The 24,800-nt window shown below is 70.9% G+C and carries 26 protein-coding genes, 3 tRNA genes and 1 other RNA gene; 19 read left to right on the plus strand and 11 right to left on the minus strand.

Going from position 1 to position 24,800, the window contains the following annotated elements; genetic code table 11:
* Positions 1 to 191 precede the first annotated feature (191 nt).
* A tRNA-Asp gene (locus tag JR064_RS12445) sits at positions 192 to 268 on the plus strand.
* Between the two features lie 181 nt (positions 269 to 449).
* Positions 450 to 2,441, plus strand: a complete 1,992-nt coding sequence (locus JR064_RS12450; RefSeq protein ID WP_206229912.1) for a SurA N-terminal domain-containing protein — start codon at positions 450 to 452, stop codon at positions 2,439 to 2,441.
* A 338-nt stretch (positions 2,442 to 2,779) separates the two neighbouring features.
* On the opposite strand, the gene JR064_RS12455 is transcribed toward JR064_RS12450, so the two are convergent.
* Together JR064_RS12455 and gloB are read right to left on the minus strand one after the other, a co-directional pair.
* A complete protein-coding gene (locus JR064_RS12455) occupies positions 2,780 to 4,006 on the minus strand; it encodes a lytic transglycosylase domain-containing protein (RefSeq protein WP_191825034.1) in 1,227 nt (408 codons plus the stop codon).
* Positions 4,003 to 4,770 (minus strand): hydroxyacylglutathione hydrolase, encoded by a 768-nt coding sequence (gloB, locus tag JR064_RS12460; protein ID WP_206229913.1) that lies wholly within the window; start codon positions 4,768 to 4,770, stop codon positions 4,003 to 4,005. Before gloB ends, JR064_RS12455 begins: the two co-directional genes overlap by 4 nt.
* A gap of 12 nt (positions 4,771 to 4,782) precedes the next feature.
* Between gloB and JR064_RS12465 the strand changes: the two genes are divergently transcribed.
* From JR064_RS12465 to dnaQ, 3 genes are read left to right on the plus strand one after another with little or no spacing between them, the layout of a single operon-like run.
* A complete protein-coding gene (locus JR064_RS12465; protein ID WP_179570638.1) occupies positions 4,783 to 5,442 on the plus strand; it encodes a class I SAM-dependent methyltransferase in 660 nt (219 codons plus the stop codon).
* Between the two features lie 13 nt (positions 5,443 to 5,455).
* On the plus strand, positions 5,456 to 5,914 hold the full coding sequence (gene rnhA, locus JR064_RS12470) for a ribonuclease HI (RefSeq protein ID WP_179570639.1): 459 nt from the start codon (positions 5,456 to 5,458) through the stop codon (positions 5,912 to 5,914).
* Positions 5,915 to 5,946: 32 nt separating this feature from the next.
* Positions 5,947 to 6,684: a DNA polymerase III subunit epsilon gene (dnaQ, locus tag JR064_RS12475; RefSeq protein WP_179570640.1), complete on the plus strand. Its 738-nt coding sequence runs from the start codon at positions 5,947 to 5,949 to the stop codon at positions 6,682 to 6,684.
* Positions 6,685 to 6,953: 269 nt separating this feature from the next.
* Here dnaQ and JR064_RS12480 read toward each other — a convergent pair whose 3' ends face one another.
* Complete coding sequence (locus JR064_RS12480) at positions 6,954 to 7,658, minus strand: PP2C family protein-serine/threonine phosphatase (RefSeq protein WP_145701570.1); 705 nt, start codon at positions 7,656 to 7,658, stop codon at positions 6,954 to 6,956.
* Positions 7,659 to 7,864: 206 nt separating this feature from the next.
* On the opposite strand from JR064_RS12480, the gene JR064_RS12485 reads away from it, so the two are divergent.
* Positions 7,865 to 7,955, plus strand: a tRNA-Ser gene (locus JR064_RS12485).
* A 119-nt stretch (positions 7,956 to 8,074) separates the two neighbouring features.
* Entirely contained in the window at positions 8,075 to 8,479 is a 405-nt protein-coding gene (locus tag JR064_RS12490) for a DUF6165 family protein (RefSeq protein WP_206229914.1), read from the plus strand.
* 63 nt (positions 8,480 to 8,542) lie between these two features.
* Here JR064_RS12490 and JR064_RS12495 read toward each other — a convergent pair whose 3' ends face one another.
* Together JR064_RS12495 and JR064_RS12500 are read right to left on the minus strand one after the other, a co-directional pair.
* The gene (locus JR064_RS12495) at positions 8,543 to 8,800 is read right to left on the minus strand and encodes a DUF2798 domain-containing protein (RefSeq protein ID WP_179570642.1); all 258 of its coding nucleotides are present in this window, start codon (positions 8,798 to 8,800) and stop codon (positions 8,543 to 8,545) included.
* Between the two features lie 198 nt (positions 8,801 to 8,998).
* Complete coding sequence (locus JR064_RS12500) at positions 8,999 to 10,048, minus strand: glycosyltransferase family 9 protein (protein WP_206229915.1); 1,050 nt, start codon at positions 10,046 to 10,048, stop codon at positions 8,999 to 9,001.
* A gap of 20 nt (positions 10,049 to 10,068) precedes the next feature.
* Between JR064_RS12500 and JR064_RS12505 the strand changes: the two genes are divergently transcribed.
* The 7 genes from JR064_RS12505 to JR064_RS12535 are packed head-to-tail and all read left to right on the plus strand — an operon-like array spanning position 10,069 to position 14,214.
* On the plus strand, positions 10,069 to 10,818 hold the full coding sequence (locus JR064_RS12505) for a 3-deoxy-D-manno-octulosonic acid kinase (RefSeq protein ID WP_179570644.1): 750 nt from the start codon (positions 10,069 to 10,071) through the stop codon (positions 10,816 to 10,818).
* Positions 10,818 to 11,573 (plus strand): MBL fold metallo-hydrolase, encoded by a 756-nt coding sequence (locus tag JR064_RS12510; RefSeq protein WP_191825030.1) that lies wholly within the window; start codon positions 10,818 to 10,820, stop codon positions 11,571 to 11,573. Before JR064_RS12505 ends, JR064_RS12510 begins: the two co-directional genes overlap by 1 nt.
* On the plus strand, positions 11,570 to 12,610 hold the full coding sequence (gene moaA, locus JR064_RS12515; protein ID WP_179570646.1) for a GTP 3',8-cyclase MoaA: 1,041 nt from the start codon (positions 11,570 to 11,572) through the stop codon (positions 12,608 to 12,610). The genes JR064_RS12510 and moaA overlap by 4 nt, the downstream gene beginning before the upstream one ends.
* A gap of 5 nt (positions 12,611 to 12,615) precedes the next feature.
* Positions 12,616 to 12,993 carry a nuclear transport factor 2 family protein gene (locus JR064_RS12520; protein WP_206229916.1) on the plus strand — a complete coding sequence of 126 codons (378 nt, stop codon included), beginning with the start codon at positions 12,616 to 12,618 and terminating at the stop codon, positions 12,991 to 12,993.
* 31 nt (positions 12,994 to 13,024) lie between these two features.
* Positions 13,025 to 13,540 carry a cyclic pyranopterin monophosphate synthase MoaC gene (moaC, locus tag JR064_RS12525; RefSeq protein WP_206229917.1) on the plus strand — a complete coding sequence of 172 codons (516 nt, stop codon included), beginning with the start codon at positions 13,025 to 13,027 and terminating at the stop codon, positions 13,538 to 13,540.
* Positions 13,537 to 13,782 (plus strand): MoaD/ThiS family protein, encoded by a 246-nt coding sequence (locus tag JR064_RS12530; protein WP_003468589.1) that lies wholly within the window; start codon positions 13,537 to 13,539, stop codon positions 13,780 to 13,782. The genes moaC and JR064_RS12530 overlap by 4 nt, the downstream gene beginning before the upstream one ends.
* Before the next feature lie 3 nt (positions 13,783 to 13,785).
* Positions 13,786 to 14,214, plus strand: a complete 429-nt coding sequence (locus tag JR064_RS12535) for a molybdenum cofactor biosynthesis protein MoaE (RefSeq protein WP_206229918.1) — start codon at positions 13,786 to 13,788, stop codon at positions 14,212 to 14,214.
* 298 nt (positions 14,215 to 14,512) lie between these two features.
* Here the strand turns inward: JR064_RS12535 and ffs are convergent.
* Together ffs and JR064_RS12545 are read right to left on the minus strand one after the other, a co-directional pair.
* An RNA gene (gene ffs / locus JR064_RS12540) (signal recognition particle sRNA small type) lies at positions 14,513 to 14,609 on the minus strand.
* A gap of 99 nt (positions 14,610 to 14,708) precedes the next feature.
* Positions 14,709 to 14,801, minus strand: a tRNA-Ser gene (locus JR064_RS12545).
* A gap of 239 nt (positions 14,802 to 15,040) precedes the next feature.
* On the opposite strand from JR064_RS12545, the gene dnaX reads away from it, so the two are divergent.
* The 4 genes from dnaX to JR064_RS12565 all read left to right on the plus strand — a co-directional run bounded on the left by dnaX (position 15,041) and on the right by JR064_RS12565 (position 18,435).
* Entirely contained in the window at positions 15,041 to 16,906 is a 1,866-nt protein-coding gene (gene dnaX, locus JR064_RS12550) for a DNA polymerase III subunit gamma/tau (protein ID WP_206229919.1), read from the plus strand.
* Between the two features lie 6 nt (positions 16,907 to 16,912).
* Entirely contained in the window at positions 16,913 to 17,233 is a 321-nt protein-coding gene (locus JR064_RS12555; protein ID WP_003479775.1) for a YbaB/EbfC family nucleoid-associated protein, read from the plus strand.
* A 97-nt stretch (positions 17,234 to 17,330) separates the two neighbouring features.
* Positions 17,331 to 17,942 (plus strand): recombination mediator RecR, encoded by a 612-nt coding sequence (gene recR, locus JR064_RS12560; protein ID WP_179570651.1) that lies wholly within the window; start codon positions 17,331 to 17,333, stop codon positions 17,940 to 17,942.
* Between the two features lie 145 nt (positions 17,943 to 18,087).
* Positions 18,088 to 18,435, plus strand: a complete 348-nt coding sequence (locus JR064_RS12565; protein WP_003479777.1) for a histidine triad nucleotide-binding protein — start codon at positions 18,088 to 18,090, stop codon at positions 18,433 to 18,435.
* Between the two features lie 95 nt (positions 18,436 to 18,530).
* Here JR064_RS12565 and JR064_RS12570 read toward each other — a convergent pair whose 3' ends face one another.
* From JR064_RS12570 to JR064_RS12585, 4 genes are read right to left on the minus strand one after another with little or no spacing between them, the layout of a single operon-like run.
* Entirely contained in the window at positions 18,531 to 19,058 is a 528-nt protein-coding gene (locus tag JR064_RS12570; RefSeq protein ID WP_179570652.1) for a Slp family lipoprotein, read from the minus strand.
* Positions 19,055 to 21,004: a transglutaminase TgpA family protein gene (locus JR064_RS12575; RefSeq protein WP_206229920.1), complete on the minus strand. Its 1,950-nt coding sequence runs from the start codon at positions 21,002 to 21,004 to the stop codon at positions 19,055 to 19,057. The genes JR064_RS12570 and JR064_RS12575 overlap by 4 nt, the downstream gene beginning before the upstream one ends.
* Positions 20,997 to 21,953, minus strand: coding sequence for a DUF58 domain-containing protein (locus JR064_RS12580; protein ID WP_206229921.1), 957 nt, complete (start codon positions 21,951 to 21,953; stop codon positions 20,997 to 20,999). The genes JR064_RS12575 and JR064_RS12580 overlap by 8 nt, the downstream gene beginning before the upstream one ends.
* Positions 21,954 to 21,958: 5 nt before the next feature.
* Complete coding sequence (locus tag JR064_RS12585) at positions 21,959 to 22,912, minus strand: AAA family ATPase (RefSeq protein ID WP_206229922.1); 954 nt, start codon at positions 22,910 to 22,912, stop codon at positions 21,959 to 21,961.
* Positions 22,913 to 22,948: 36 nt separating this feature from the next.
* Here JR064_RS12585 and JR064_RS12590 point away from each other — a divergent pair, with 36 nt between their 5' ends.
* Positions 22,949 to 24,796, plus strand: a complete 1,848-nt coding sequence (locus JR064_RS12590) for an ArnT family glycosyltransferase (protein ID WP_206229923.1) — start codon at positions 22,949 to 22,951, stop codon at positions 24,794 to 24,796.
* Positions 24,797 to 24,800 lie beyond the last annotated feature (4 nt).

The raw sequence follows: 24,800 nt of genomic DNA on the forward strand, positions 1-24,800 counted from the left end.
GTGGTAGTTCAGTCGGTTAGAATGCTGGCCTGTCACGCCGGAGGTCGCGGGTTCGAGTCCCGTCCACTCCGCCAGTTGCACCGAAGCCCCTGAGAAATCGGGGGTTTCGTTTCTCGAAGCATCCGCCGCGCCCTGCGCTGCGCAGATGCTGCAGAGATTGCGGGCCTCGTGCCTGCCTCCGTTCAAAAAGCGGAGTGGTAGTTCAGTCGGTTAGAATGCTGGCCTGTCACGCCGGAGGTCGCGGGTTCGAGTCCCGTCCACTCCGCCAGTTTTGTACGCGAAACCCCCGAGCGATCGGGGGTTTCTTTTTTTCCGGAGTGCGTTGCCGGCACCCCCCAAAGCGGGCCGCGGATTCCATGCGGGCGCAGGCCGCGCGGCACGCCATTCCGCCGCAGGGCGTGAAGCGGGTTAAACTGCGCGGCTCGCCAACAGGCCTCGGTTCCCAACCAATGCTGCAGAAACTCCGCGAAAAGACCTCGGGCTGGATCGCCACCGCGATCATCGGCCTGTTGATGATTCCGTTCCTGTTCGTCATCGACAGCAGTTATCTCGGTGGCGTCGGTGCCAACAACGTCGCCAAGATCCAGGCGCCGCCGTCGTGGTGGTCGTCGGCACCGTCGTGGTGGCCGGCCTCGCTGCTGTGGCGTCACCACGAGGTGAGCACCGAGCAGTTCCGTGCGCGCTTCGAGGAAGCGCGGCAGCGGGAGCGCGAGCAGCAGGGCGAGAACTTCGATCCGCGCGAGTTCGAGAGCGCCGACAACAAGCGCAAGGTGCTCGACCAGTTGATCGACGAGCAGGTGGTGAAGCTGGCCGCCGAGCAGGCGCACGTGGTGGTCGGCGATGCCGCGGTTCGCGACTACATCGCCACCATTCCGGCGTTCCAGAACGACGGCAAGTTCGATCCGGAGCGCTACCGCCTTGCGCTGGCCTCGGGCACCCCGCCGCGCACGCCGGCGATGTTCGACCAGTTGGTGCGCGATGGCCTGCAGCAGTCGTTGATCCCGTCCGCGCTGATGGAATCGGCGTTCGCGACCAAGCAGGAAACCGAGCGCCTGCTGAAGATGCTCGGCGAGACTCGCGACGTCGACCTGGCGCTGTTGCCGGAACAGCCGGCCGACACCACCCCGGTCAGCGACGCGCAGGTGCAGCAGTGGTACGACGCGCACCAGGCCGATTTCAAGCAGCCGGAGCGGGTGTCGATCGAATACGTCGAGCTGGACGCGAGCAAGCTGCCGCCGGCCAAGCCGGCCGACGAGGCGGCGCTGCGCAAGCGCTACGAGGACGAGAAGGCCCGCTTCGTCGAACCCGACCAGCGCCTGACCTCGCACATCCTGATCAGCGCCGGCAAGGATCCGGCGTCGCAGAAGGCCGCCGAGGCAAAGGCCGCCAAGCTCGCGGCCGAAGCCAAGCAGCCCGGCGCCGATTTCGCCGCGCTGGCCCGCGCCAATTCCGAGGACCCGGGTTCCAAGAACGCCGGCGGCGACCTGGGCTGGGTCGAACGGGGCGTGATGATCAAGCCGTTCGAGGACGCCTTGTTCGCGATGAAGGCCGGCGACATCGTCGGCCCGGTGAAGAGCGAGTTCGGCTACCACGTGATCCAGCTGCGCGAGATCAAGGGCGGCCAGGGCAAGAGTTTCGAGCAGGTGCGCGACCAGCTGGCCGGCGAGCAGCTGCAGGCCGACAACGAGAAGGTCTACAGCGATCTGAGCGGCAAGCTGGTCGATCTGGTGCTGAAGAACCCGACCGCGCTGGCGCCGGCGGCCAAGGACGTTGGCTTGCCGGTGCAGACTCTTGGGCCGTTCTCGCGCGCCGACGCCAGCGGCGTCGCCGCGCAGCCGGCGGTGCTGCGCGCGGCGTTCTCCGACACGCTGGTGCAGGACGGCACGGTCAGCGATCCGATCAACCTGGGCCCGAACCACAGCGTGCTGATCCGCGTCACCCAGCACCTGCCCGAGCAGACCCAGCCGCTGGCCAAGGTGCGCGAGCAGGTGGTGGCCGCGGTGCATGCCGATCGCACCGCCAAGGCGGCCGCGGCGAAGGCCGACGCGCTGCTGGAGAAGCTGCGCAAGGGCGAAACGCTGCAGGCGCTGGCCGGCCCGGAGAAGCTGCAGATCAACCCGATGCCCGGGCTGCCGCGCACCGTGCCGATGCCGAGCCCGGAAGCCAACCGCGCGATCTTCAGCGCGCCGCTGCCGGCCGCGGGCAAGCCGTCGGTGGGCAAGGTCGAGCTGTCGGCGAACGGCGTGCCGGGCGGTGCCAAGCGCTACGCGCTGTTCGTGCTCAACAAGGTGAACCCGGGCGACCTGAGCAAGGTGCCGGCGGAGCAGCAGGCGACGTTGAAGCAGCAGTTGGGCCAGATCGAAGGCGCCGCCGCGGCGAAGGCTTACATCGACGCGATGCGCAAGCGCTACAAGGTCAGCGTGCAGGAAGCGGATCTGTAACTGCCGCTGGCCAATGCATGATGCGAACAAGCCCGGCACTGCCGGGCTTGTTCGTTTCTGGATCCTGCGCTCTGGGCGGCAGGGCAGTCGGATGCGCACTGGTGCGTTGCGCGATCAGTTGCGGCGTCGGCCAATGTGGGAGCGCTTGAGACCTCCAGCTTTTCTCCCGGGAGTTCGCAATGCTGTAGGAGCGACTTCAGTCGCGACAGGCTTTACCGGTGAAGCCCGTCGCGACTGAAGTCGCTCCCACAAGTAGCCAGCTTGAGCTGGCCGACATCGACAGCGCTGCCGGTGCCGTTGTCGCGATCTCGCCGCGCCCCGCCGCAGCGGGAGGCCGGCTATTCCTCGTAGCTCAGCACCATGCCCGGGCGCAGCACGCTGCGCGCGGACAGGCCGTTCTTCGCCAATAGCGTCTGCACGGTGATGCCGTAGCGCTTGGCGATGGTCCAGGCGGTGTCGCCGTCGCGGACCGTGTGGGTGCGGCGCGCCGATGGCGTGCGCGAACGAATGCGCGGCGGCGTGGGCTCGGCGATGCTGGCGACGGCGCGCGTCGCCGGCGCTTCGGCCTGCTGCGGTTGCGCCGCCGCCGCCATGGCATCGGCAGCGGCCGTGGCGGCGCTGCCGCCGCTGCCGACCGGCGCCAGCACCGGCAGCGCGCGCTTTTTGTTGCGCACGCTGCCCAGCGCCGGATTCAGTCGCGCGACCTGGTTGCCCTGCAGCGCCTGCTGCCGCGCCCACTCGTCCAGCGCCATGCCGGCGGGCAGGGTGCGCGCCTGCAGGATCGGCACCTCGCGGTCCAGCGAGGCCATCCATTCGTCGCGGGTCTGCGCCTGCTCCAGCACGCAAGCCAGCGCGTGCAGCTTCTCGACGTAGGCATAGGTGATCGGCGACAGCCCCGGCAACTTGGCCGGCTGCGCGTTCTGCGCGTTCATGCCGGCGCGGCGCATCGACTGCAGCACGCGGTATTCGCCGGCGTTGTAGGCCATGATCGCCAGGCGCCAGTCGCCGCCGAACATGCCGTGCAAGGTCTTCAGGTAGCGCACCGCGGCGCGGGTGGAATCCACCGCGGACAGGCGGCCGTCGTAGCCGCCTTCGACCGGCACGTCGTGGTTGCGGGCGGTATCGGCGATGAACTGCCACAGGCCGGCCGGGCCGCCGCTGTTGCGCGCGGCGGGGCGGTAGCCGCTTTCCACGAACGGGATCAGCGCGAATTCGGTCGGCAGGTCGGCGGCGCGCAATTCGTCCACCACGTAGCCGAACAGCGGCAGCACGTCCTCGTCCTCGTTGGCCAGCCGCGCCGGCGCGCGCGCGAACTGCTGCTTCCAGCGCGCATCGGTGGCGCCGCCGTCGCATTGCGCGTCCGCCAGGCCGTCGCGGAAGCTGGCGAGGATGGTGTGGCCGTTACGCGTGGTCGCCGGCGGCAGCGCCGCGGCGTCCATCGGCAACACGTTCAGTCCGGCGACGGTCTGCTCCAGCGCCGCACCGATGGGGGCCGCCGCGCTCGCGGAGGGGGCTGTCGAGGCGATCGCCAACGTCAGCGCCGCCGTCAAAAGCAGCGACCTCATGCGCGGAAATCGTCTTTCCAGCGCCTCAATTCGGCGAATACTTCCACTTCGTCCTGGGCGTCGCGGCCGAGCCGGGCGCCGACCGCCTGCTGGATCGCCGCCGAGGCGGTGCGCAGGAACGGATTGGTCGCCACTTCGCTGGCGAGACTGACGGGAACAGTGGGACGGGCAGCATGACGCATGGCCTGGACTTCCTGATGGCGCTGCCGCAAGGCAGCGTTGGTGGGATCGACCTTGACGGCGAATGCCGCATTGGCCAGGGTGTATTCGTGTCCGCAACACAGCAGCGTGGCGCCCGGGAGGGCGGCCAGCCGTTGCAGCGAACCCAACATCTGGGAGGGCGTACCTTCGAACATGCGTCCACAGCCCAGGCTGAACAGCGTATCGCCGCTGAACAGATGGCCGTGGCCGACATAGGCCACGTGCGAGCGGGTATGCCCCGGCACGAAAAGCGTCTGGAACTCCCATTGCAGCACCTGGACCCCATCGCCGTCGCCGACGCGCTGGCTGGCGAACGGGATCCGCGGCTCGTCCGCCGGGGCATACACCGGCAGGTCCGGCCAGCGCTCGCGCAGGGCCGCCACGCCGCCGATGTGGTCGTCGTGATGGTGGGTCAGCAGCACCGCGGCCGGTTGCAGCCCTTGCGCGGCGGCGTCGAACACCGGCTCGGCCTGGCCCGGGTCGACCAGCACGGCGCGGCCATCCGCGGCGGCGATCGCCCAGATGTAGTTATCCTGGAATGCGGGCAGGGCGATCAGTCGCATAGAATTGGCACCATGCCTGCCACCCCGTTCCCCCGTCAAGCCGCCGTCTCATCCTGGTTTGATACGGCGGTGGCGCAAAAGCTGCTCCAGGCCGAGCAGCCGTTGATCCTCGACGCCTTGCTCGGACGCCCCGCGCAGCCCTGGTTGTGGCTGGCGCCGGTGCCGTTCGCGCCGCTGGCGCGCGAGCTGCCGGGGCGCGGCGTGCGCCTGCACCGCACCGCGCGCGGCTACGCCGGCGACCTGGTGTGCACGCTGCCGCTGCCGCTGCCTTCGGAAAGCGTCAACGCGATCGTGCTGCAGCACGTGCTCGGCGCCGACGCCGCGGCGCTGCTGGAAGAATGCGAGCGGGTGCTGCTGCCGGGCGGCCGGATCTGGCTGTTCGCGCTCAATGCGGTGAGCCCGTACCGGCTGCGCTGGCGCCGCCAGGGCCTGGTGGCGCGGCCGCCGGGCAGCTGGCGCGGGCTGCTGGAGCAGGCCGGGCTGCCGTGCACCGATCCGCTGCGCTACCTGGGGCCGGTGTGGCCGACCCGCGGCGGCGTCGGCTCGGCGACCTCCGGCGCGCCGCTGCGCGCGGTGTGCCTGCTGCAGGCGGAAAAGCGCACCGCCGCCGGCATCGGCCCCATTCCGTTGCGCGCGCCGGTACGCTGGCGCGGTTCGACCGCCTCCATTTGATTCCTGGACGTACATGAAGACTGTTGATATCCACACCGACGGCGCCTGCCTCGGCAATCCCGGCCCCGGCGGCTGGGCCGCGCTGCTGCGCTACAAGGGCCTGGAGCGGGAAGTCGCCGGTGCCGAGGCGCACACCACCAACAACCGCATGGAGCTGATGGCCGCGATCATGGCGCTGGAAACGCTCAGCGAGCCGTGCCAGATCGTGCTGCATACCGATTCGCAGTACGTGCGCCAGGGCATCACCGAATGGATGCCGGGCTGGGTGCGGCGGCAGTGGAAGACCGCCGGCGGCGACCCGGTCAAGAACCGCGACCTGTGGGAGCGGCTGCATGCCGCCGCGCAGCGGCACGCCATCGATTGGCGCTGGGTCAAGGGCCACAGCGGCGATCCGGACAACGAGCGGGTGGACGTGCTGGCGCGCAACCAGGCGCTGCGGGTGCGCGCCGGCGGCGCCGCGGTCGCGTCCTGATCCTTTCCACGCCTCATCCTGCAGCGAGCCCCATGCGTCAGATCATCCTCGATACCGAAACCACCGGCCTGGAATGGAAGAAGGGCAACCGCGTCGTCGAAATCGGCGCGGTGGAACTGCTCGAACGCCGCCCCAGCGGGCGCAACTTCCACCGCTATCTGCGCCCGGACTGCGACTTCGAACCCGGCGCGCAGGAAGTCACCGGCCTGACCCTGGAGTTCCTCGCCGACAAGCCGGAATTCCACGAGGTGGTGGACGAGTTCCTGGCGTTCATCGACGGCGCCGAGCTGATCATCCACAACGCCTCGTTCGATCTGGGCTTCCTCGACTACGAACTGTCGCGGCTGGGCGACTCTTACGGGCGCATCCTCGACCGCGCCACGGTCATCGACACGCTGCTGCTGGCGCGCGAGCGCTTCCCGGGCCAGCGCAATTCGCTGGACGCGCTGTGCAAGCGCTTGGGCGTGGACAACTCGCACCGGCAACTGCACGGCGCGCTGCTCGATGCGCAGATCCTCAGCGACGTCTACATCGCGCTGACCTCGGGGCAGGAGGAGATCGGCTTCGCCCTGGCCGACGAGCGCGGCAACCACGCCGACGGTCAACGCGCGGTGTTCGACATGGCGACGTTGCTGCCGCGGCCGCGGGTGCTGCCGACCGCGTCGGAGCTGGAGGCGCACCAGGCGCGGCTGGAAAAGATGCGCAAGAAGGCCGGGCGCGCGCTGTGGGACGCCGCCGAGCCGGCGCTGGCCGAGGCTGTCGCCGGCTGAGTCGCCGCGGCGCCGGGTGCTGGCGTTTGTCGGCGTGCGTCGGCGAGGTTCGCCACGCCGGTGCCGGAGCCGGTCCGTGCGGCAGTGACCCGGGACGCCGCCCGGCCATCTCGGCATGTCGGTGCAGCGGGACATGACCCGGTAGGAGCGCGCGCGCTGGCGCAGCGGTGGCGCGCGGCTTCTTGTGATGGCACGCGCTGCGGCATCGATGCCGCCGGCCTGCCGCTACCGCGCTCGCGGCCGGCGCCGGTCGTGCCGCCTGCCTGCGCTCAGTGGCAGCGCACCAGGATCGCGGTGATGTTGTCCGAGCCGCCGCCGTCCAGCGCGGCCGCCACCAGCGTGTCCACGCATTCCTGCGCGCTGCAGTCGTCGTGGCCGAGCGTGGCGGCGATGCCGGGGTCGTCCACTTCCTCGGTCAGCCCGTCGCTGCACAGCAACAACTGCATGCCCGGGCGCAGTTCGCCGGTCATTGTGGCCACGTTGAGGTGCAGCGGATCGGTCACGCCCAGCGCCTGGGTGACCACGTTGCGGTGGGGATGCGCGCGCGCCTGCTCGGCGGTCAGCGCGCCCTGCGCGATCAGTTCCTGCACGTAGCTGTGGTCCTGGCTGAGCTGGGCCAGCTTGCCGTCGCGCCACAGGTAGGCGCGGCTGTCGCCGACCCAGGCCACCTCGAAGCGGTTGCCCTGCACGCGCGCGGCGACCACGGTGGTGCCCATCGGCAAGGTGTCGTTGCGCCGGCGCGAGGCGCGGATGATCTCTTCGTCGGCGATGCGGATCGCCTGCGCCAGCGGCGTGCCGCCGCGCACCTCGCGGACGATGGCCTCGCGCGCCAGCGCGCTGGCGACCTCGCCGCAGGCATGGCCGCCCATGCCGTCGGCGACCAGCCACAGGCCGAGCTCGTTGTCGCCGTAATAGGTGTCCTCGTTGAGTTCGCGGCGCAGGCCGACGTGGGTGAGGTGTCCGAATTCGATCATTGCGTGCCCGCGGCTGGCCCGGCTTCCTGTCATTCAAACGGCATCATCGCGGCCAAGCGGACATCAGGCAATCGCCGGCCGCGTCGCGGGGCAGGCGGGGTTCATGGCGGTGTGGGGGTGGGGACCAGGCCGCCTTGCGACGCGGCGCTTGTCCGCGCGCGGCGGGAACCGTATGATGCACGCCCCCGGTCCGCCGGGGACCACCCGGGAAGGTGGCAGAGCGGTTGAATGTACCTGACTCGAAATCAGGCAGGCGTTTATAGCGCCTCGGGGGTTCGAATCCCCCCCTTCCCGCCAGTTTTGCAGAAGGCCCCGTCAGGGGCCTTTTGTTTTTTGACGGCTGCGGCCGCGCCGCGCCGACATGGCTTTAAGGCCTGCTCGTTACACTTCCTCTCAACTCTCGCCTGGGTGTGCCCATGTCCGAAATCCTCGTCCCCGTGTCCTTCGGCGAACTGCTCGACAAGATCGCCATCCTGCAGATCAAGTCCGAGCGCATCGGCGATGTGGCCAAGCTGGCCAACGTGCGCGCGGAGCTGTCGGCGCTGGAAAAGACCTGGATGGCGCATCCGGCCGCCAGCGGCGACGTCGCCCGCCTGCGCCTGGAGCTGAAGGCGGTCAACGAGCGCCTGTGGGTGATCGAGGACGAGATCCGGATCAAGGAGAAGGCGCAGGCCTTCGACGAGGAATTCATCAAGCTCGCCCGCAGCGTGTACTACGAGAACGACGAGCGCGCGCGGATCAAGAAGGAAATCAACCTGGCGCTGGGCTCCAGCTACGTCGAAGAGAAGTCCTACCAGGACTACCGCGGCGCGGCGTCCTGAGCGAAGCATCCGTGAGGCGTCGCCGCCTCCCGGTGCGGCCCGTGCGGGCCAGGGACGGGTGGATCAGGCGCGGGCGACCAGGAGTGCGGTCAGCCGGCGCACCAGCGGCAACGCCAGCAGCAGGGTGGGGAAGGCGATCAGCCACGACAACGCCCAGGCGCCCAGCCACAGCGCGTATACGCCCGGCGCCAGGCCGACCGTGCGCAGGGTACTGATCATCGAGACCACGCAGGTCATCAGGATCGACAACAACAGCGGCATCACCCAGCCGGCATGGCGGGGATGCAGCTTGCGCGGGAAAAACCGAGGGGAACGGGACATGGTGCGAACTCCGTAAGCCGGTCGAAGCAAAGGCGCCACCCGCACGCGCCGGGGCGCTCACGGGAAACGGCCCCGGACGAATCCGGCGCGGTTGGCGCGTTGCTTGACGTAAACGCTTACGGCGGCGTCCGCAGACCGAAACGGTGGCGAACGCGCTCGCGCATGGTAAGGCCGCGCTCGGCCCGCGCACAAGCCGGCTTACATGCCCTGGTCGGTGCGGTAGCGCTCGAACGCGGCGATCGCGTCGTCCACGCCGATCAGCGCCATCACCGCGTCGACTTCGATCTTGCTGCCCCATTTCAGGTGTTCGGCCGGTTTGCCGAGGAACTTGCGCGCCGCCGCGTCGTACTTGTCCACGCAGTAGCGGATGTCCGAATACGGGCCGCTGCGGCGCGGGTTGCTCGCCGCGTGCAGGCCCAGCACCTTGCTGCCCACGGCATTGGCGATGTGCATCGGGCCGGAGTCGGGAGTCATCACCAGCGCGGCGCGCTGCAGCAGCGCCGGCAGCTGCTTGAGCGTGTCGCGCCCGACCAGGTCCAGCACCGGCGCGCGCATCGCCGCGACGATGGCATCGGCGGTACTGCGCTCCAGCTCGCTGCGCCCGCCGCACAGCACCACCCGCCAGCCCTGCGCGGCGGCGTGGTCGGCGACCGCGGCGTAGCGGTCGGCGTACCAGTTGCGCCGCACGTGGCTGGAGCAGGGCGAGATCAGCAGCGCCGGGCGGCCGTCGTCGGGCCATTGCGCCCGCGCCCAGGCGTGCGCGTCCTCGGGAATCGGCAGGTCCCAGCGCACCTCGGTCTGGCGCAGGCCCAGCGGTTCGCAGAAGCTGCCGATCGCGTCGAGCACATGGATGCCGGGGCGGTCGGGGATGCGTTCGTTGACGAACAGGCCGTGCAGGTCCTTGGAGCGGCTGCGGTCGTAGCCGATGCGGCGGCGCGCGCGAACGAACGCGGACAGCACGTTGGCGCGCAGCGCCACCTGCATCTGCAGCAGCGCATCGAAGCCCTGTGCCGGCAGGTCGCGGCGCAGCGCGCGCATGCCGGCCAGGCCGCTGCGCTTGTCGTAGTCGTGGAAAATCACTCCGGGCAGGCCGTCGAGCAGCCTGTGCCCGGCCTTGTCGATGATCCAGTGCAGCGGCGGCGCGGCGGGCCAGGCGCGCTGCAGGGTGCGGACCAGCGGCACCACATGGGTCACGTCCCCCAGCGCCGACAGGCGCAACAGGCACAGCGAAGGGAGCGTTGCTGCCATGGTGTTGTTAGACTCGCTGAATGGTTGCATTCGACGCCACCGAAGCGCTGACGCCGTACCGCGAGGGCCGCGGCTATGGCGCCATTCTGTTCGACCGCCAACGGCTGCGGCAAGCCGAGCCGGCGCTGTTCTCCGCCGCGTACTGGGCCGAGCGCGCGCGCCCGGTGGACGAGGGCGGCCGCGGCGGCGCCTGGTTCGTCGATGCCCCGTTCGGCGCCAGCGTGCTGCGCCAGTACCGGCGCGGCGGCCTGGTCGCCAAGCTCAGCCGCGATCGCTACCTGTGGTCCGGCGCCGACCGTACCCGCAGCTTCGCCGAGTTCCGGCTGATGCGCGCGTTGATCGCGCGCAAGCTGCCGGTGCCACGGCCGCTGGCCGCCTGCTACCTGCGCCAGGGGCTGCGCTACCGCGCCGCGATCCTGATGGAAAGGCTGGAAGGGGTGCGCTCGCTGGCCGACCGCGCGCATGTCGCCGGGCGCGGCGCGCCGTGGGAGGAGACCGGGCGGCTGGTCGCGCGCTTCCACCGCGCCGGGCTGGATCACGCCGATCTCAACGCGCACAACATCCTGTTCGACGGCAACGGCCGCGGCTGGCTGATCGATTTCGACCGCGGCGTGCTGCGCATCCCGGCCACGCGCTGGCGCGAGCGCAACCTCAAGCGCCTGCACCGCTCGCTGCTGAAGCTGCGCGGCGAGCGCAGCGTGGACGAGGTCAACAAGGACTACGCGCGCCTGCGCCGCGCCTACGACCTGGCCTGGAACCGGGGCTACTGATGGCCTGGGCGCTGCGCTTCCAGGGCGTCGGCAATGCGTCGGCGGTGGAACTGGGGTCGCCGATGGCCACGATCGAGCGCGATGGCGCGCCGTGGCTGAGCATCGACTGCGGCGGCGAAGGCCTGAGCGCCTACCAGGCGCACTATGCGGCGATGCCGCAGGCGCTGTTCGTGACCCATGTGCATCTGGACCACGTGGCCGGGTTCGAACGGCTGTTCGTGGACGCCTATTTCTCGGCGCGGCGCGGCAAGGTGCGGGTCTACGTGCCGGCGCCGGTGCTGCCGCTGCTGCATCGCCGGATCGGCGACTACCCGAACGTGCTGGCCGAGGGCGGCGCCAATTTCTGGGACGCGTTCCAGCTGATCGCGGTCGGCGATGCGTTCTGGCACGACGGGGTGCGGCTGGAGGTGTTCCCGGTACGCCACCACTGGCCGGACACCGCCTACGGGCTGCGCCTGCAGGGTGCGCTGGTGTGGAGCGGCGACACCCGGCCGATCCCGGAAATGCTGAGCCGTTATGCCGGCGACGGCGAGCTGGTCGCGCATGACTGCGGCCTTCACGGCAATCCGTCGCATACTGGGGTGGATGACCTGGAACGGGAATATCCCGCCGAGTTGCTGCAACGCATGATGCTGTACCACTACGCCAGCGCCGAGGATGCCGAGGCCTTGCGCGCGCGCGGCCACCGCGTCGCGCGGCCGGGCGAGTGCGTGGCGCTGCAGACGCCGCGCGCGCCGCAGGTGCCGGCGCCATGAGCGCCGTCCTGCGTCCGCCGCTGCCGCTCGCGCCCATCGCGCCGTTGGATCGGCTGGGGCGGCCGTTGCGCGACCTGCGCCTGTCGGTGATCGAGGCCTGCAATTTCCGCTGCGGCTACTGCATGCCGGCCGACAAGGTGCCCGACGACTACGGCTTCGATGCGGCCTCGCGGTTGTCGTTCGAACAACTCGAGACGCTGGTGCGCGGCTTCGTGCGCAACGGCGTCAGCAAGCTGCGCCTGACCGGCGGCGAGCCGCTGCTGCGCCGCGACCTGCCCGAACTGGTACGGCGCCTGGCGCGCATTCCCGGTCTCGACGACCTGGCCATGACCACCAACGGTTCGCTGCTGGCGCGGCACGCGCAGGCCCTGCGCGATGCGGGATTGCGCCGGGTCACGGTGAGCCTGGATGCGATCGACGCGGCGACCTTCCGGCGCATGTCCGGCGACCGCGGCGAGGTGGCGCAGGTGCTGGCCGGCATCGACGCGGCGGTGGCGGCCGGGCTGGGGCCGGTGAAGATCAATTGCGTGGTCCAACGCGGCATCAACGACGACCAGGTGCTGCCGCTGCTGGCGCACTTCCGCGGCAGCGGCCACGTGCTGCGTTTCATCGAATACATGGACGTGGGCACCTGCAATGCCTGGCGCCGCGAACGGGTGGTGCCTTCGGCCGAACTGCATGCGCGCATCGCCGCACGCTGGCCGTTGCGCGCGCTCGATCCGCACTACGTCGGCGAAGTCGCCGCGCGCCATGCCTTCGTCGATGGCGGCGGCGAGATCGGCTTCGTCAGTTCGGTCAGCGCGCCGTTCTGCGGCGATTGCCATCGCGCGCGCGTGTCGGCCGACGGCCAGCTCTACACCTGCCTGTTCGCCGCCGCCGGCACCGACCTGAAGCCGGCCCTGGCCGGCGGCGAGGACGCGCTGGCCGAGCGCGTGCGGGCGCTGTGGGGCCAGCGCGGCGACCGCTACAGCGAACTGCGCGGCGATGCGCGTGCGGCGCGCGGCAAGCACGTCGAGATGTTCCTGATCGGCGGATGAGCGGAATGGACGAGGCGCTGAAGCAGCGGTTGTTCGCGCTGGAACTGGAATTGCTGGAGCCGGCGACGCGCGCCTCGCTGGCGCGGTTGTCGGCGCTGCTCGACGAGGCGTTCGTCGAATTCGGCGCGTCCGGGCGACGCATCGACAGGCAGGCGCTGCTGCAGGCATTGCCGGCAGAGGCCGGCGCGGTCCGCTATCGCGCGTTCGATTTGCAGGCGTGGTTGCCGGCGCCGGATCTGGCGCAGCTGCGCTATCGCAGCGAGCGCCGCGATGGCGACGGCGCGCCGGTGCGGCATGCGCTGCGCAGTTCGCTGTGGCGCTGCCGCGACGGCGAATGGCGCATGCTGTTCCACCAGGGCACGCCGATTCCCGGCGCCGCCTGAGCAAGGTGCCGTGGGAGCGGCAGCGCAGTCTATGAGCGAAGAAAAGGCCAACTACGCCGTCGCGGCGAGCAAGCGGCTGACCCATCTGGACCCGCAGGGGCTGCCGACGATGGTGGACGTCTCGGCCAAGGCCGTCACCGCGCGCGTCGCGGTGGCCGAGTCGCGGGTACGCTTTCCCGCGGCGGTGGCCGCGCAATTGCGCGCCGACGCGCTGCGCAGCGCCAAGGGCGGCATCGTCGACACCGCGGTGATCGCCGGCACCATGGCGGTCAAGCGCACCCACGAACTGATCCCGTTCTGCCATCCGTTGCCGATCGACGGCTGCCGCTTCGCGATCGACTGGGCGTCGCCGCAGGTGCTGCGGATCGAATGCACGGTGCGCACCGTGCACCGCACCGGCGTGGAGATGGAGGCGCTGACCGGCGCCAGCGTCGCCGCGCTGACCGTCTACGACATGTGCAAGGCGCTGACCCACGCGATGACGATCGGCCCGATACGGCTGCTCGGCAAGCGCGGCGGCAAGCGCGACGTCGGGAGCGCGGCATGAGCGTGCGCGTGACCGTGCTGTATTTCGCCAGCCTGCGCGAGGCGGCGGGCATCGAGCGCGAACAGGTGCAGACCGCGGCCGCCGATCTGCGCGCGCTGTACGCCGAACTCGACGCGCGGCATGGCCTGCGCTGGCCGTCGCAGCGCCTGCGCGTGGCCGTGGACGGCGCCTTCGTGGGTTGGGACGACGCGCTGCGCGAGGGCAGCGAAGTGGTGTTCATTCCGCCGGTCTCGGGAGGCTGACCGATGTCCGACGCGCACCGCTTCCATCTTGCCGACAGCGCCCTCGACATCGCCGCGCTGCGCGCGCCGCTGGCGCATGCGCAGGCCGGCGCCTACGCCAGTTTCGAAGGCTGGGTGCGCGACCACAACGATGGCCGCGCGGTCGATGGCCTGCGCTACGAGGCCTATGCGGCGCTGGCCGAGGCCGAAGGCCGGCGCATCGCCGACGAAGCCCTGGCCCGCTTCGACATCCTCGACCTGCGTTGCGTGCATCGCGTCGGCGACCTGGCGATTGGCGACCTGGCGGTCTGGGTGGGCGTGGTCGCGGCGCACCGCGAGGCCGCCTTCGGCGCCTGCCGCTACGTCATCGACGAGGTCAAGGCGCGGGTGCCGATCTGGAAGCGCGAGCGCTACCGCGAAGGCGATGCCGGCTGGTTGCACCCGGAGACATAGCGCCTGCGGTGTCGGCCGCGACGCGGCGGACCAGCAGGCGCGAACGGCGCAAGCCGGCGTCGAATCGGCCCGTGCGGCTGCGCTGCGAAATTAGGGTGGCGACCCCGCCGGCTGACCGCGCTGAGGGAGCGCTGCCGTTGCGGGAATGTCCGGGCCGTCGCCACGGCCGGTGCCAATGACTGGCCAGGACTTGAGCGGATTGCCGCCATGCGATCCATGGCCATAGCTCGCGCGGACAACGCCATCTGTACAGGCGTCGAATCGACCCGTGCGGCTGCGTTTCAGAATTAGGGTGGCGACCCCGCCGGCTGACCTCGGCGCCCGCGTCGATCGATACCGTTGCTGCCTTCCGGCCCTGGCGGAGTTTTCGACCTAGCGTCGCGAGGGGCCGACGGGGCCACCATAGAGACGAAACCGCGCCGTGGCGCGGTCTTTCCCTTTGAGTTCTTTCGCCGGCGGCGAAGGAACCCTGCGAGGGAAGCGCAATTCGAATCTGGCGGAGAGAGGGGGATTCGAACCCCCGAAGCGCGGTTTAGACGCTTACACACTTTCCAGGCGTGCTCCTTCAACCACTCGGACACCTCTCCGGACCTGCCGGCGCGAGGTAGCCGACGGCAGGGGCGGGATTCTAGCCGTCGCGGGCCCCGTTAACAAGGAGAGCTGCCTGCGGAAGCGGGGACGCGCCGCCAGTGCCGGCTGCCGGTCGCGGAAGCGCGCTGGCCGGCCGCCGTCCTGGCCAGTGGCGGCGGGCCGGTCGCGGCTGCCGCTGAACGATCGACGCGGCGCGACATGGCACAATGGCGGTTCAGATGAAGACGGTTGCCTGATGTCCTATCTCGTTCTCGCCCGCAAGTGGCGCCCCAAGCGTTTTGCCGAGCTGGTGGGGCAGGAGCACGTGGTCCGCGCGCTCACCAATGCGCTGGACAGCGGGCGCGTGCACCACGCGTTCCTGTTCACCGGCACCCGCGGCGTCGGCAAGACCACCATCGCGCGGATCTTCGCCAAGTCGCTGAACTGCGAGCAGGGCACCAGCGCCGACCCGTGCGGGCAGTGCCCGGCGTGCCTGGACATCGACGCCGGCCGCTACATCGACCTGCTGGAGATCGACGCCGCGTCCAACACCGGCGTGGACGACGTGCGCGAGGTGATCGAGAACGCGCAGTACATGCCCTCGCGCGGCAAGTACAAGGTGTACCTGATCGACGAAGTGCACATGCTGTCCAAGGCGGCGTTCAACGCGCTGCTGAAGACGCTGGAAGAGCCGCCGGAGCACGTCAAGTTCCTGCTGGCGACCACCGACCCGCAGAAGCTGCCGGTGACGGTGCTGTCGCGCTGCCTGCAGTTCAATCTCAAGCGCCTGGACGAGGAGCAGATCCAGGGGCAGATGACCAGGATCCTGGCCGCCGAGCAGATCGAGGTCGATGCCTCGGCGATCGTGCAGCTGGCCAAGGCCGCCGACGGCAGCCTGCGCGACGGCCTGTCGCTGCTCGACCAGGCCATCGCCTACGCCGGCGGCGCGCTGCGCGACGACGTGGTGCGGGCGATGCTGGGCACGGTCGACCGCACCCAGGTCGGGGCGATGCTGGAGGCGCTGGCCGATGGCGACGGACAGCGCCTGTTGCAGGTGGTCGCCGGGCTGGCCGAGTTCTCGCCGGACTGGGGCGGGGTGCTGGAGGCGCTGGCCGAGGCGCTGCACCGGATCCAGGTGCGGCAGCTGGTGCCGGGCGCGGCGGCGGCCGGCCTGGACGGGCTGGACCCGGCGCCGTTCGCCGAGCGCCTGCGTCCGGAAATCGTGCAGCTGTGGTACCAGATGGCCTTGAACGGCCGCCGCGATCTGTACCTGGCGCCGAGTCCGCGCGCCGGGTTCGAGATGGCGGTGCTGCGCATGCTGGCGTTCCGCCCGGCGGGCGCGGCGCCGCTGCCGGCCGCATCCGGGTCGGGGACGACGACGGAAGGCCGTGCGCCCGCCGCACCGGCGGCGGCGCCTGCTGCCGCTGCGGCCAGTGTCGCCACGCCATCCGTCGCCGCGATGCCTGCACCCGCCGCACCGATGATGGCGCCAGCGCCGACAGCGGCCGCGGTCGCAGACAAGCCGGCACCGGCGCCCGCACCGGTCGCGGCGCCCGCCGTGCTCGACCCGCCGTGGGAAACCGCGGCACCGGCACCGGCAACGCCGCCCGCCGCGACCATGGCGCCGGTCGCGCCGGTTCCCGCGCCCGCGGCCGAGCCGGAAATGGCGATGGTGCCACCGCTGGCCGTCGCTGCGCGCACGCCGACCGAATACGCCGCGCCGCGCGTGCTGCACGCGGCCGAAGACTGGCTGGAACTGGTCGCCGATTGCGGCCTGACCGGACCGTCGCGGCAGCTCGCGGCCAACTCGGCCTTCGTCAGCCACGCCGACGGCGTGCTGCGGCTGTCGCTGTCGCCGGGCTTCGAATACCTGCAGTCCGAGCGCTCGCTCGGCGAACTGGCCGCGGCGCTGGCCGACGCGCTGGGCAGCCGACCGAAGATCGTGATCGAAAGCGGCATCGCGGTCGATGCCGAGACCCTGCACGAGCGCTCGCACCGGCAGCGCGGCGAGCGCCAGAGCGCGGCCGAGACCGCGTTCCTGCACGACCCGGCGGTGCAAGCGCTGATCCAGCAGCAGGGCGCGCGGGTCGTGCCCGATTCCATCCGCCCCTACCAAGAGTAATCAAGCATGCGTGGGAACATCGCCCAATTGATGCAGCAGGCGCAGAAGATGCAGGAAAACCTGCAGCGCGCCCAGGAAGAACTGGCCCAGCTGGAAGTCACCGGCAGCGCCGGCGGCGGCATGGTCAGCGTGACCCTGACCGGCGCCAAGGAGTGCCGCAAGGTGCGGATCGATCCGAGCATCCTCTCCGACCAGGAGATGGCCGAGGATCTGATCGCCGCCGCCTTCAACGATGCCTCCAACAAGATCGACGCCGAGTCCAAGTCGCGGATGGGCGCGGCCACCGCCGGCATGCCGATCCCGCCGGGGATGAAGCTGCCGTTCTGAGCAGCCGGGATTCGGGAATGGGGAGTGGGGATTCGCCAAGGCAAGAGCGAAGCCGCTGCGTCCCGATCCCGGATCCCGACGTCCGACTCCCGACTTCATGTCTTCCCTGCTCGAACAACTGATCGAGGCCTTCCGGATCCTGCCGGGCGTGGGCCAGAAGTCGGCGCAGCGCATGGCCTATCACGTGCTCGAGCGCGAGCGCGAAGGCGGGCTGCGCCTGGCGAACGTGCTGGCCGAGGCGGTGGAGAAGGTCGGCCACTGCACGCAGTGCCGCGATTTCAGCGAGACCGAGCTGTGCGCGATCTGCGCCAGCGCCGGACGCGACCGCCAGCAGCTGTGCGCGGTGGAGTCGCCCGCCGACCGCCTGGCGATCGAGCACGCCACCGGCTACCGCGGGCTGTACTTCATCCTGCAGGGGCGGCTGTCGCCGCTGGACGGCGTCGGCCCGCGCGAACTCGGCCTGGACCGGCTGGGGACGCGGCTGGCGCAGGGCGAGATCGCCGAATTGATCATCGCCACCAATTCCACCGTCGAAGGCGAGGCTACCGCGCACTATCTGGCGCAGCTGGCGCGCCGCCATGGGGTACGCCCGAGCCGGCTGGCGCAGGGCCTGCCGCTGGGCGGGGAACTGGAATACGTGGACCGCGGCACGCTGTCGCATGCGTTCGGCAGCCGCAACGAGGTCCCGCGGGGCGGCGCAGGCGAGTAGGGCCTGTCGTCAGGTTGCACCGCTCCTGCGCGCGCGCACGGGGACAAGAACCAGCAAGGACGACGCGGGGGCCTCGCGCGGCAGTGCCTGCGTGCCGCCGAATTCGGCTATAACGACTGCCCCTTTCCGCTGTGCGAGCCAGCCCATGGACACCATCTTCGGCAAGATCATCCGCCGCGAAATTCCCGCGAGCATCGTGTACGAGAACGACGACGTGCTCGGCTTCAAGGACATCGCGCCGCAGGCGCCGGTGCACGTGCTGTTCATTCCCAAGCAGGTGGAGATTCCCACCCTCGACGACCTGGCGCCGGAGCAGGCGCCGCTGGTCGGCAAGCTGGTGCTGGCCGCCGCCGCGTATGCGCGCGAACAGGGCCTGGCCGAGGACGGCTACCGGGTGGTGATGAACTGCCGCGAGCATGCCGGGCAGACCGTGTTCCACCTGCACCTGCACCTGCTGGCCGGCGCGCCGCTGGGCCGCTTCGGCACGCCCTGAGCGGCCGGCGCGCGGCGCTGCCGGGCAAACGGAAAACGCCGCTTTTCAGCGGCGTTTTCTTCTCCATCATGGCACAACGCGTGCCAGCGGGCGGCTTACCACCAGCCGCGGCCCCAGCCCCAGCGCGGACCCCACGGATCCCACGGGCCCCAGGGGCCGTACGGGTAGGCGGGCACCACGTCGACCTGGCGCACCACCGGCCACAGGTAAACCACGTCGGCGTCGATCTTCGGCAGGCGGTAGTCGTACTCGCCGATGCGGGTGCTCTCGTAGCCGGCGACGTGGCCGATGAAGGTCACCTCGCGACCGGGTTCGAACACCGCCGGGTCGTAGAAGCCGGAGCGGCAGGCGATGAAGCGGCCGTCGCTGGCGTCGGCCGAGTCGCTGTCCGGGCGGCCGCTGGCGCTCAACGGCCGCGACAGCATCTGGAAGCAGGTCTGGCCCTGACCGGGCTTGGTCTGGATGATCTTGCCGCCCCAGCGCACCGAGGTACCGACCTGCTGGCCGGCGACCGAGTCGCGCGGGGTGACGGTGGCGAATTGGCCTTGCAGCGGCTTGGGCGCGGTCGCGCAGGCTCCCAGGGCGAGAACGGCCAGGACGGGGAACAGCAATCGGATCTTCATCGAGATGCTCCGGTGTGCGGACGGTGCCTGCGCAGGTCGCGCAACAATGAAGCCCTGTCCGAATCAGCGCCAGCGTAGCGCGAATCAGCGAAACGTTGGCTGAGCGAAAGCAACGCGTTTGCCTCCATCACCTGGTGTACACGCAGCGCCCACGCCAAGGCCGGTTCGTGCGCCTCGCGGCCCAGGCCGAGCCGGGCGTAGCGCCGGCCCAGCCGGCGCCAGGCGCGCAGCAGCGGGTCGCGCTCGCGTTCGCCGCGGGCCAGCAGCCAGGCCATCCAGCCCAGCAGCAACGCGGCGAAGCCGGCGAACAGGGCGACCAGTTGCGCCGGCTCCAGCTTGGCGATGCCCAGCTCGCTCAGCAGCCGCTGCTGGCGGTTGGCGTCGAAGGACAGCACCAGGTCGTTCCAGCCGCGGCGCAGCCAGTCGCCGACGTCGCGCAGCTGCCAGTCGGCGATGCCGCCCTGGGCGCCGGCAGCGCTGCCGAGGCGGTCCTCCAACGTGTCGTAGATGCGTTCCGGGGCGACCGCGGCGGTCGGGTCCACGCGCACCCAGCCGCGCTGCGGCAGCCACACTTCGGCCCAGGCGTGGGCGTCCATGCGCCGCACCACCCAGTAGTCGCCGAACGGATTGCGGGTGCCGCCGGCGTAGCCGGTGACCACGCGTGCGGGGATGCCGGCGCCGCGCATCAGCACCACGAAGGCGGAGCTGAAGTGCTGGCAGAAGCCGGCCTTCTGCTGGAACAGGAATTCGTCGACGCCGTCGCGGCCGGGCAGCGGCGTCTCCAGCGTGTAGGCGAAATCGCGGCGGATCCATTGCAGCGCGCGCGCCACGATCGCGGCGTCGTCGGCGCCGGCCTGTTGCCGCCATTGCCGGGCCAGCGCCAGGGTGCGCGGGTTGTAGCCGGGCGGCAGCGCCAGCGCGCGCTGGCGCTGCGCCGGCGTCAGCGTGCTCTCGAAGCGCAGCGGCGGCGCCGAGCGCAGGCGCCAGCGGCTCAGCGCGCCGAGCGGGCGCTCGCTGTGCAGCACGTAGTCGGCGGAGAGCCTGGTGCCCTCGGGTGCCTGCAGCGGCAGGTCCAGCGCGACCAGCTGGCGGCGGTCGGTCGGCTCGACCTCGATCTCGTAGTCCCATGCGTTCGCGCCGGTCTGCACCGCCGGCGCCGGCAGGTAGTCGTTGCCGCGTTGCGCACGCCAGGTACGGCCGTCGAAATCCCACAGCACCGGCCCGCGCCAGTATCGCTGCGCCGGCGCGGGCACGCGGCCGAAGAACTGCACGCGCAGCGCCGGGGTGTCGTCGGCCATCAGGTCCAGCCACTGGCCGGGACTCATCGTGTCCGACAGGCCAGGCCGCGCCAGCGCGCGCTCGGGTACGCCCCACAGCGGCGAGCCCAGCCGCGGGAACAGCCAGAACGCGGCCAGTGCCAGCGGCAGGCCCAGCGCCAGCAGCCGGCCGACGCCGCGCAGCTGGCCGCGCAGCGGCGGCGCCGCGCTATGACCTTCCTGGTCGGCCAGGCGCTGCATGCACAGCAGCGCGGCGATCACCGCGGCCAGTCCGAGCAGCATCGTGACCGGTCCCTGGTCCAGCAGGAACGCGGCGAACGGCGCGAACAGGGCGAAGCCGAGCAGGCTGCGCGCGTCGCGCAGCGTCTTCAGTTCCGACGGCTTGATCGCCAGCATCGCCGCGAGCATGGCGCAGCCGGTGTCGCGGCCGAAGCGCATGCCGACCTGCCAGTAGATCGCCGCCAGCATCGCCGCCACCAGCAGCAGGCGCAGCGCGGCCGGCAGCGGCCGCCATGCCGAGCTGGCACCGATCAGCAACGCGGTCGCCGCGAACAGCAGTGCCAGCGCGCCAGGCAACTGCAGCAGCAGCGGCAGCAGCGCCAGCAGGCCGGCGGCGAGCGCCCAGTGGCGGCTGGCGTCGCTCAGCGCGGGCGAGCGCGGCTCAGCCATGCGGCAGCAGCGCCAGCGCGCGCAGGCACAGGTGCCGGTGTTGCGGGCCGCGGCCCGGACCCAGCGGCGGCTGCCCCGGCAGCAGCAGGCGGTAGCGGCGGCCGTCGCGCTCGGCCTCGTTGACCCAGCGCGCCAGCCGCGCGATGCGGCGCTCGTAGGGCAGCGCCGGCAGGGTGCGCCAGTCCAGCACCACGTCCACGCCGATCGGGCGTTCGTATTCGCGCACCAGCAGCGTGTCGCGGCGCGCCGAGTGCTTCCAGGAGATCGCGCGCGGCGCATCGCCGGCGCGGTACGGGCGCAACTGGTGCAGCTCTTCGCCGAGCGCGTGCAGGCGGGTCTGGGTCGGGGTGCCGTCGCCGTGCGGCAGCGGCGGCCCGTCGTGTTCCGGTTGCGGGTAAACCAATAGCGGCGCGTCCGGCCAGAACCAGGCCCAGGCGCGCAGCAGGCCCAGCGGCTGGGTGGTGGAAACGCGGATGCGCTGCAGGTCCAGCCAGCCGCGGCGTTCGGTGGGCAGCTCCAGATCGGCTTCGTTGGCGCCGTCGTCGTGCAGGTCGATGTAGGTGTGCCGGTCGGCATGCGCCACGCGCAGGCCGCGGCGGTGCCGGGCGTCGTCGGCGGCCAGCGCCAGGCGCAGCCGCAGCGGGGTGCCGGCCGCGACCGGTTCGGCCGACAGCGCGTCCAGGCGCAGTCCCGACAGCTGCAGGTGCGCCGCGATCGCGCTGGCGATGGCGGCCGCGCCGAGCAGCATCGCCAGCAGCAAGGCGGGGTTGTTGTTGTAGTTCAGCGCGCCGAGCAGCATCGCGCCGAGCAGCAGCGCCAGGAAGCCGCCGAACGGCGTGGGCAGGATGTAGATCCGGCGCCGGTCCAGCCGCGCCGGCAGCGGCTCGGGATCGCGCGGCCGCGCCAGCCGTGCCAGTGCCTGCCGCCACTCGCGCAGCCGTGCCCGCATTCGGGTCAGTCCACCGCGACGCTGTGCAGGATCGCCTTGGCCAGCGCTTGCCCGGAGGCCGATTCCTGTTCGGCCACCAGGCGGTGCTCTGCGACCGCCACGAACAGCGCCTGCACGTCCTCGGGCAGCGCATGCGCGCGACCCAGTAGCAGCGCGTGCGCCTTGGCCGCGCGCAGCAGCGCGATGCCGGCGCGCGGCGACAGGCCCACGCGCACGCCCGGATGCTGGCGGCTGCGCGCCAGCAGCGCCTGCACGTAGCCGACCAGCGCGTCGCTGGCATGGATCTGTTCCGCGCTGTGCCGCAGCGTGGCCATGTCAGTGTCGCTGAGCAGCGGCCGCGCCTGTGCGATCAGGTCGCGGCGGTCGCTGCCGCTGAGCAGCGCGCGTTCGGATTCGGCGTTGGGATAGCCCAGCGCCAGCCGCAGCAGGAAGCGGTCCAGCTGCGAATCGGGCAGCGGGAAGGTGCCCGACAGGTCCACCGGATTCTGCGTGGCGATGACGAAGAACGGCGCCGGCAGCGGATGCGTGGTGCCGTCCAGCGTGACCTGCTGTTCGGCCATCGCTTCCAGCAGCGCACTCTGCGTGCGCGGCGGCGCGCGGTTGATCTCGTCGGCGAGCAGCACGTGCGCGAACACCGGGCCGGGATGGAACTGGAACTGGCGCGATTGCGCGTCGTACACCGACACGCCGAGCACGTCGGCCGGCAGCAGGTCGGAGGTGAACTGCACGCGCTGGAAGCTCAATCCCAGGCTCGCGGCCAGCGCATGCGCCAGCGTGGTCTTGCCCAGCCCGGGCAGATCCTCGATCAGCAGATGTCCGCCGGACAACAGCGCGACAAACGCCAGCCGCACCTGTTGTGGCTTGCCCAGGACCAGCGAATTGACCTGCTGCTGGGCCTGCGCGAGCGCCTCGCGCAGCGTATCGGTTAGCATTTCCGGCAAGCGGGGCGGAGTAGGCATCGCATTCTCGCAACGGTTTAGGGGAGTCTAAAGGCAATGCAAGGCGAACAACGTGCACGCACCACCTTCATGGTGCTGTGGATGCTGGTCACCGCAGCCAAGCTGCTGGTGGCCGCGCGCCTGCCGTTGTTCGTCGACGAGGCGTTCTATTGGCAGGAAGGCCAGCACCTGGCCGCCGCCTATTCGGATCTGCCCGGGCTGACCGCCTGGCTGGCGCGGCTGGGCGTGGCGCTGGGCGGCGAGCACCTGCTGGCGCTGCGCGCGCCGTTCCTGCTGGTGTCGGCGGCGATGCCGTGGCTGATCGCGCGCATCGCCACGCGCTGGTTCGGTGCGGTGGCCGGTTGGCGCGCCGGCAGCCTGACCTTGCTGATGCCGCTGTCGGGCACGCTCGGCATCCTCGCCCTGCCGGACGTGCCGATGGCGCTGGCGACGATCCTGTGCATGGACGCCAGCGCGCGGCTGCTGCGCCAGATCGATGCGATGAGCGCGGTGGAGCTGGCGCTGGGCCTGACCCTGGGTGCGTTGAGCCACTACCGCTTCGCCGGGGTGATCGGGGTCGGCGCGATCGCGCTGCTGCTGATCCCGCAGGGCCGGCGCATGCTGCGCGATCCGCAGGTGTGGGTGGCACTGGCGATGGGCATCGTCGCCTGGCTGCCGTTGCTGGCCTGGAACGCCGACAACGGCGAGGCCGGGGTCAGGTTCCAGCTGATCGACCGGCATCCGTGGAGTTTCCAGCCCAGCGGCATCGCCTTCGTGCTGATCCAGGGCCTGCTGGTCACGCCGCTGCTGGCGGTGGCGATGTGGAAAGTGGCGCTGGTGGCCACGCGCGGCGGCGGCAGCGGTGGCGCGCGCGTGCAGTGGCGCTATTTCGGCCTGCTCGGCGGCGTGTCCACGCTGGGCATCTTCCTGCTCGGCTTCTTCACTGATGCCGAGCGCATCAGTTTCCATTGGCCGTTGCCGGGCTACCTGGCCTTGCTGATCGCCGCGCCGGTGATCCTCCACGGCTGGCCGAAGCCGCTGCGCCGCGCGACCTGGCTGCTGACCGGGCTGGGCCTGGTCGGCGCGTTCGGCTACTACCTGGCGGTGTCGGTGCCGGCGGTGCGCGAGCATGCCGCCGGCGACAAGTACTACCCGCGCAACTTCGCCGGCTGGAAGCCGCTGGCGTCGGCGGTACGCCGCGAACTGGCGGCGATGCCGGCGGGCACCCAGGTGCTGGCCGACAATTTCAAGGTCGGCGCCGAGCTCGGTTTCGAGCTGGGCGATGCCGACATCCAGGTGCTGCCGCATCCGCTGAACGACAAGCACGGGCGCAGCGCGCAGCTGCGCCAGTGGGGCCTGCTCAGCGACGGCCGGCGCGATGGGCCGCGGCTGCTGGTGCTGTCGCCCAGCGACATGAAATACCGGCTGCTGCTGCAGCGCTATCACGCGGTCTGCGAGCTGGTCGGCCCGTTGCCGCCGCCGAAGGTGGTATCCAGCGATCACGGCAGCCAGCGCTTCCTGCTGTTCGCGCTGCCGGCGCAGCGCCTGCCGGGTCCGTGCACGACGCCGGCGATGGCCTGGTTCAATGCGCCGGAGGTGGGCGACAAGGTGGCGCCCCATTTCGCGGTGTCCGGCTGGGCGTTCAAGGACGGCGTGGGCATCGCCCGGGTCGAGGTGCTGCTCGACGGCAAGGTCGCCGCGCAGGCGCGCTACGGCGAGAACTACGACATCACCGCGTTCTGGAAGATCTCCACCGATCCGGGCCATCCCAACGTCGGCTTCCGCGCCGAACTCGATGCCAGCGGATTGGCGCCGGGCACGCATTGGCTCGGCCTGCGCCTGCATGGCCGCGACGGCAGCGTCGAGCAGTGGTGGGAGCAGCCGATCGAACTGCGCCGCCGCTGATAGC

Source organism: Xanthomonas bonasiae, from assembly GCF_017163705.1.
GTDB classification, from domain to species: Bacteria; Pseudomonadota; Gammaproteobacteria; order Xanthomonadales; family Xanthomonadaceae; genus Xanthomonas_A; species Xanthomonas_A bonasiae.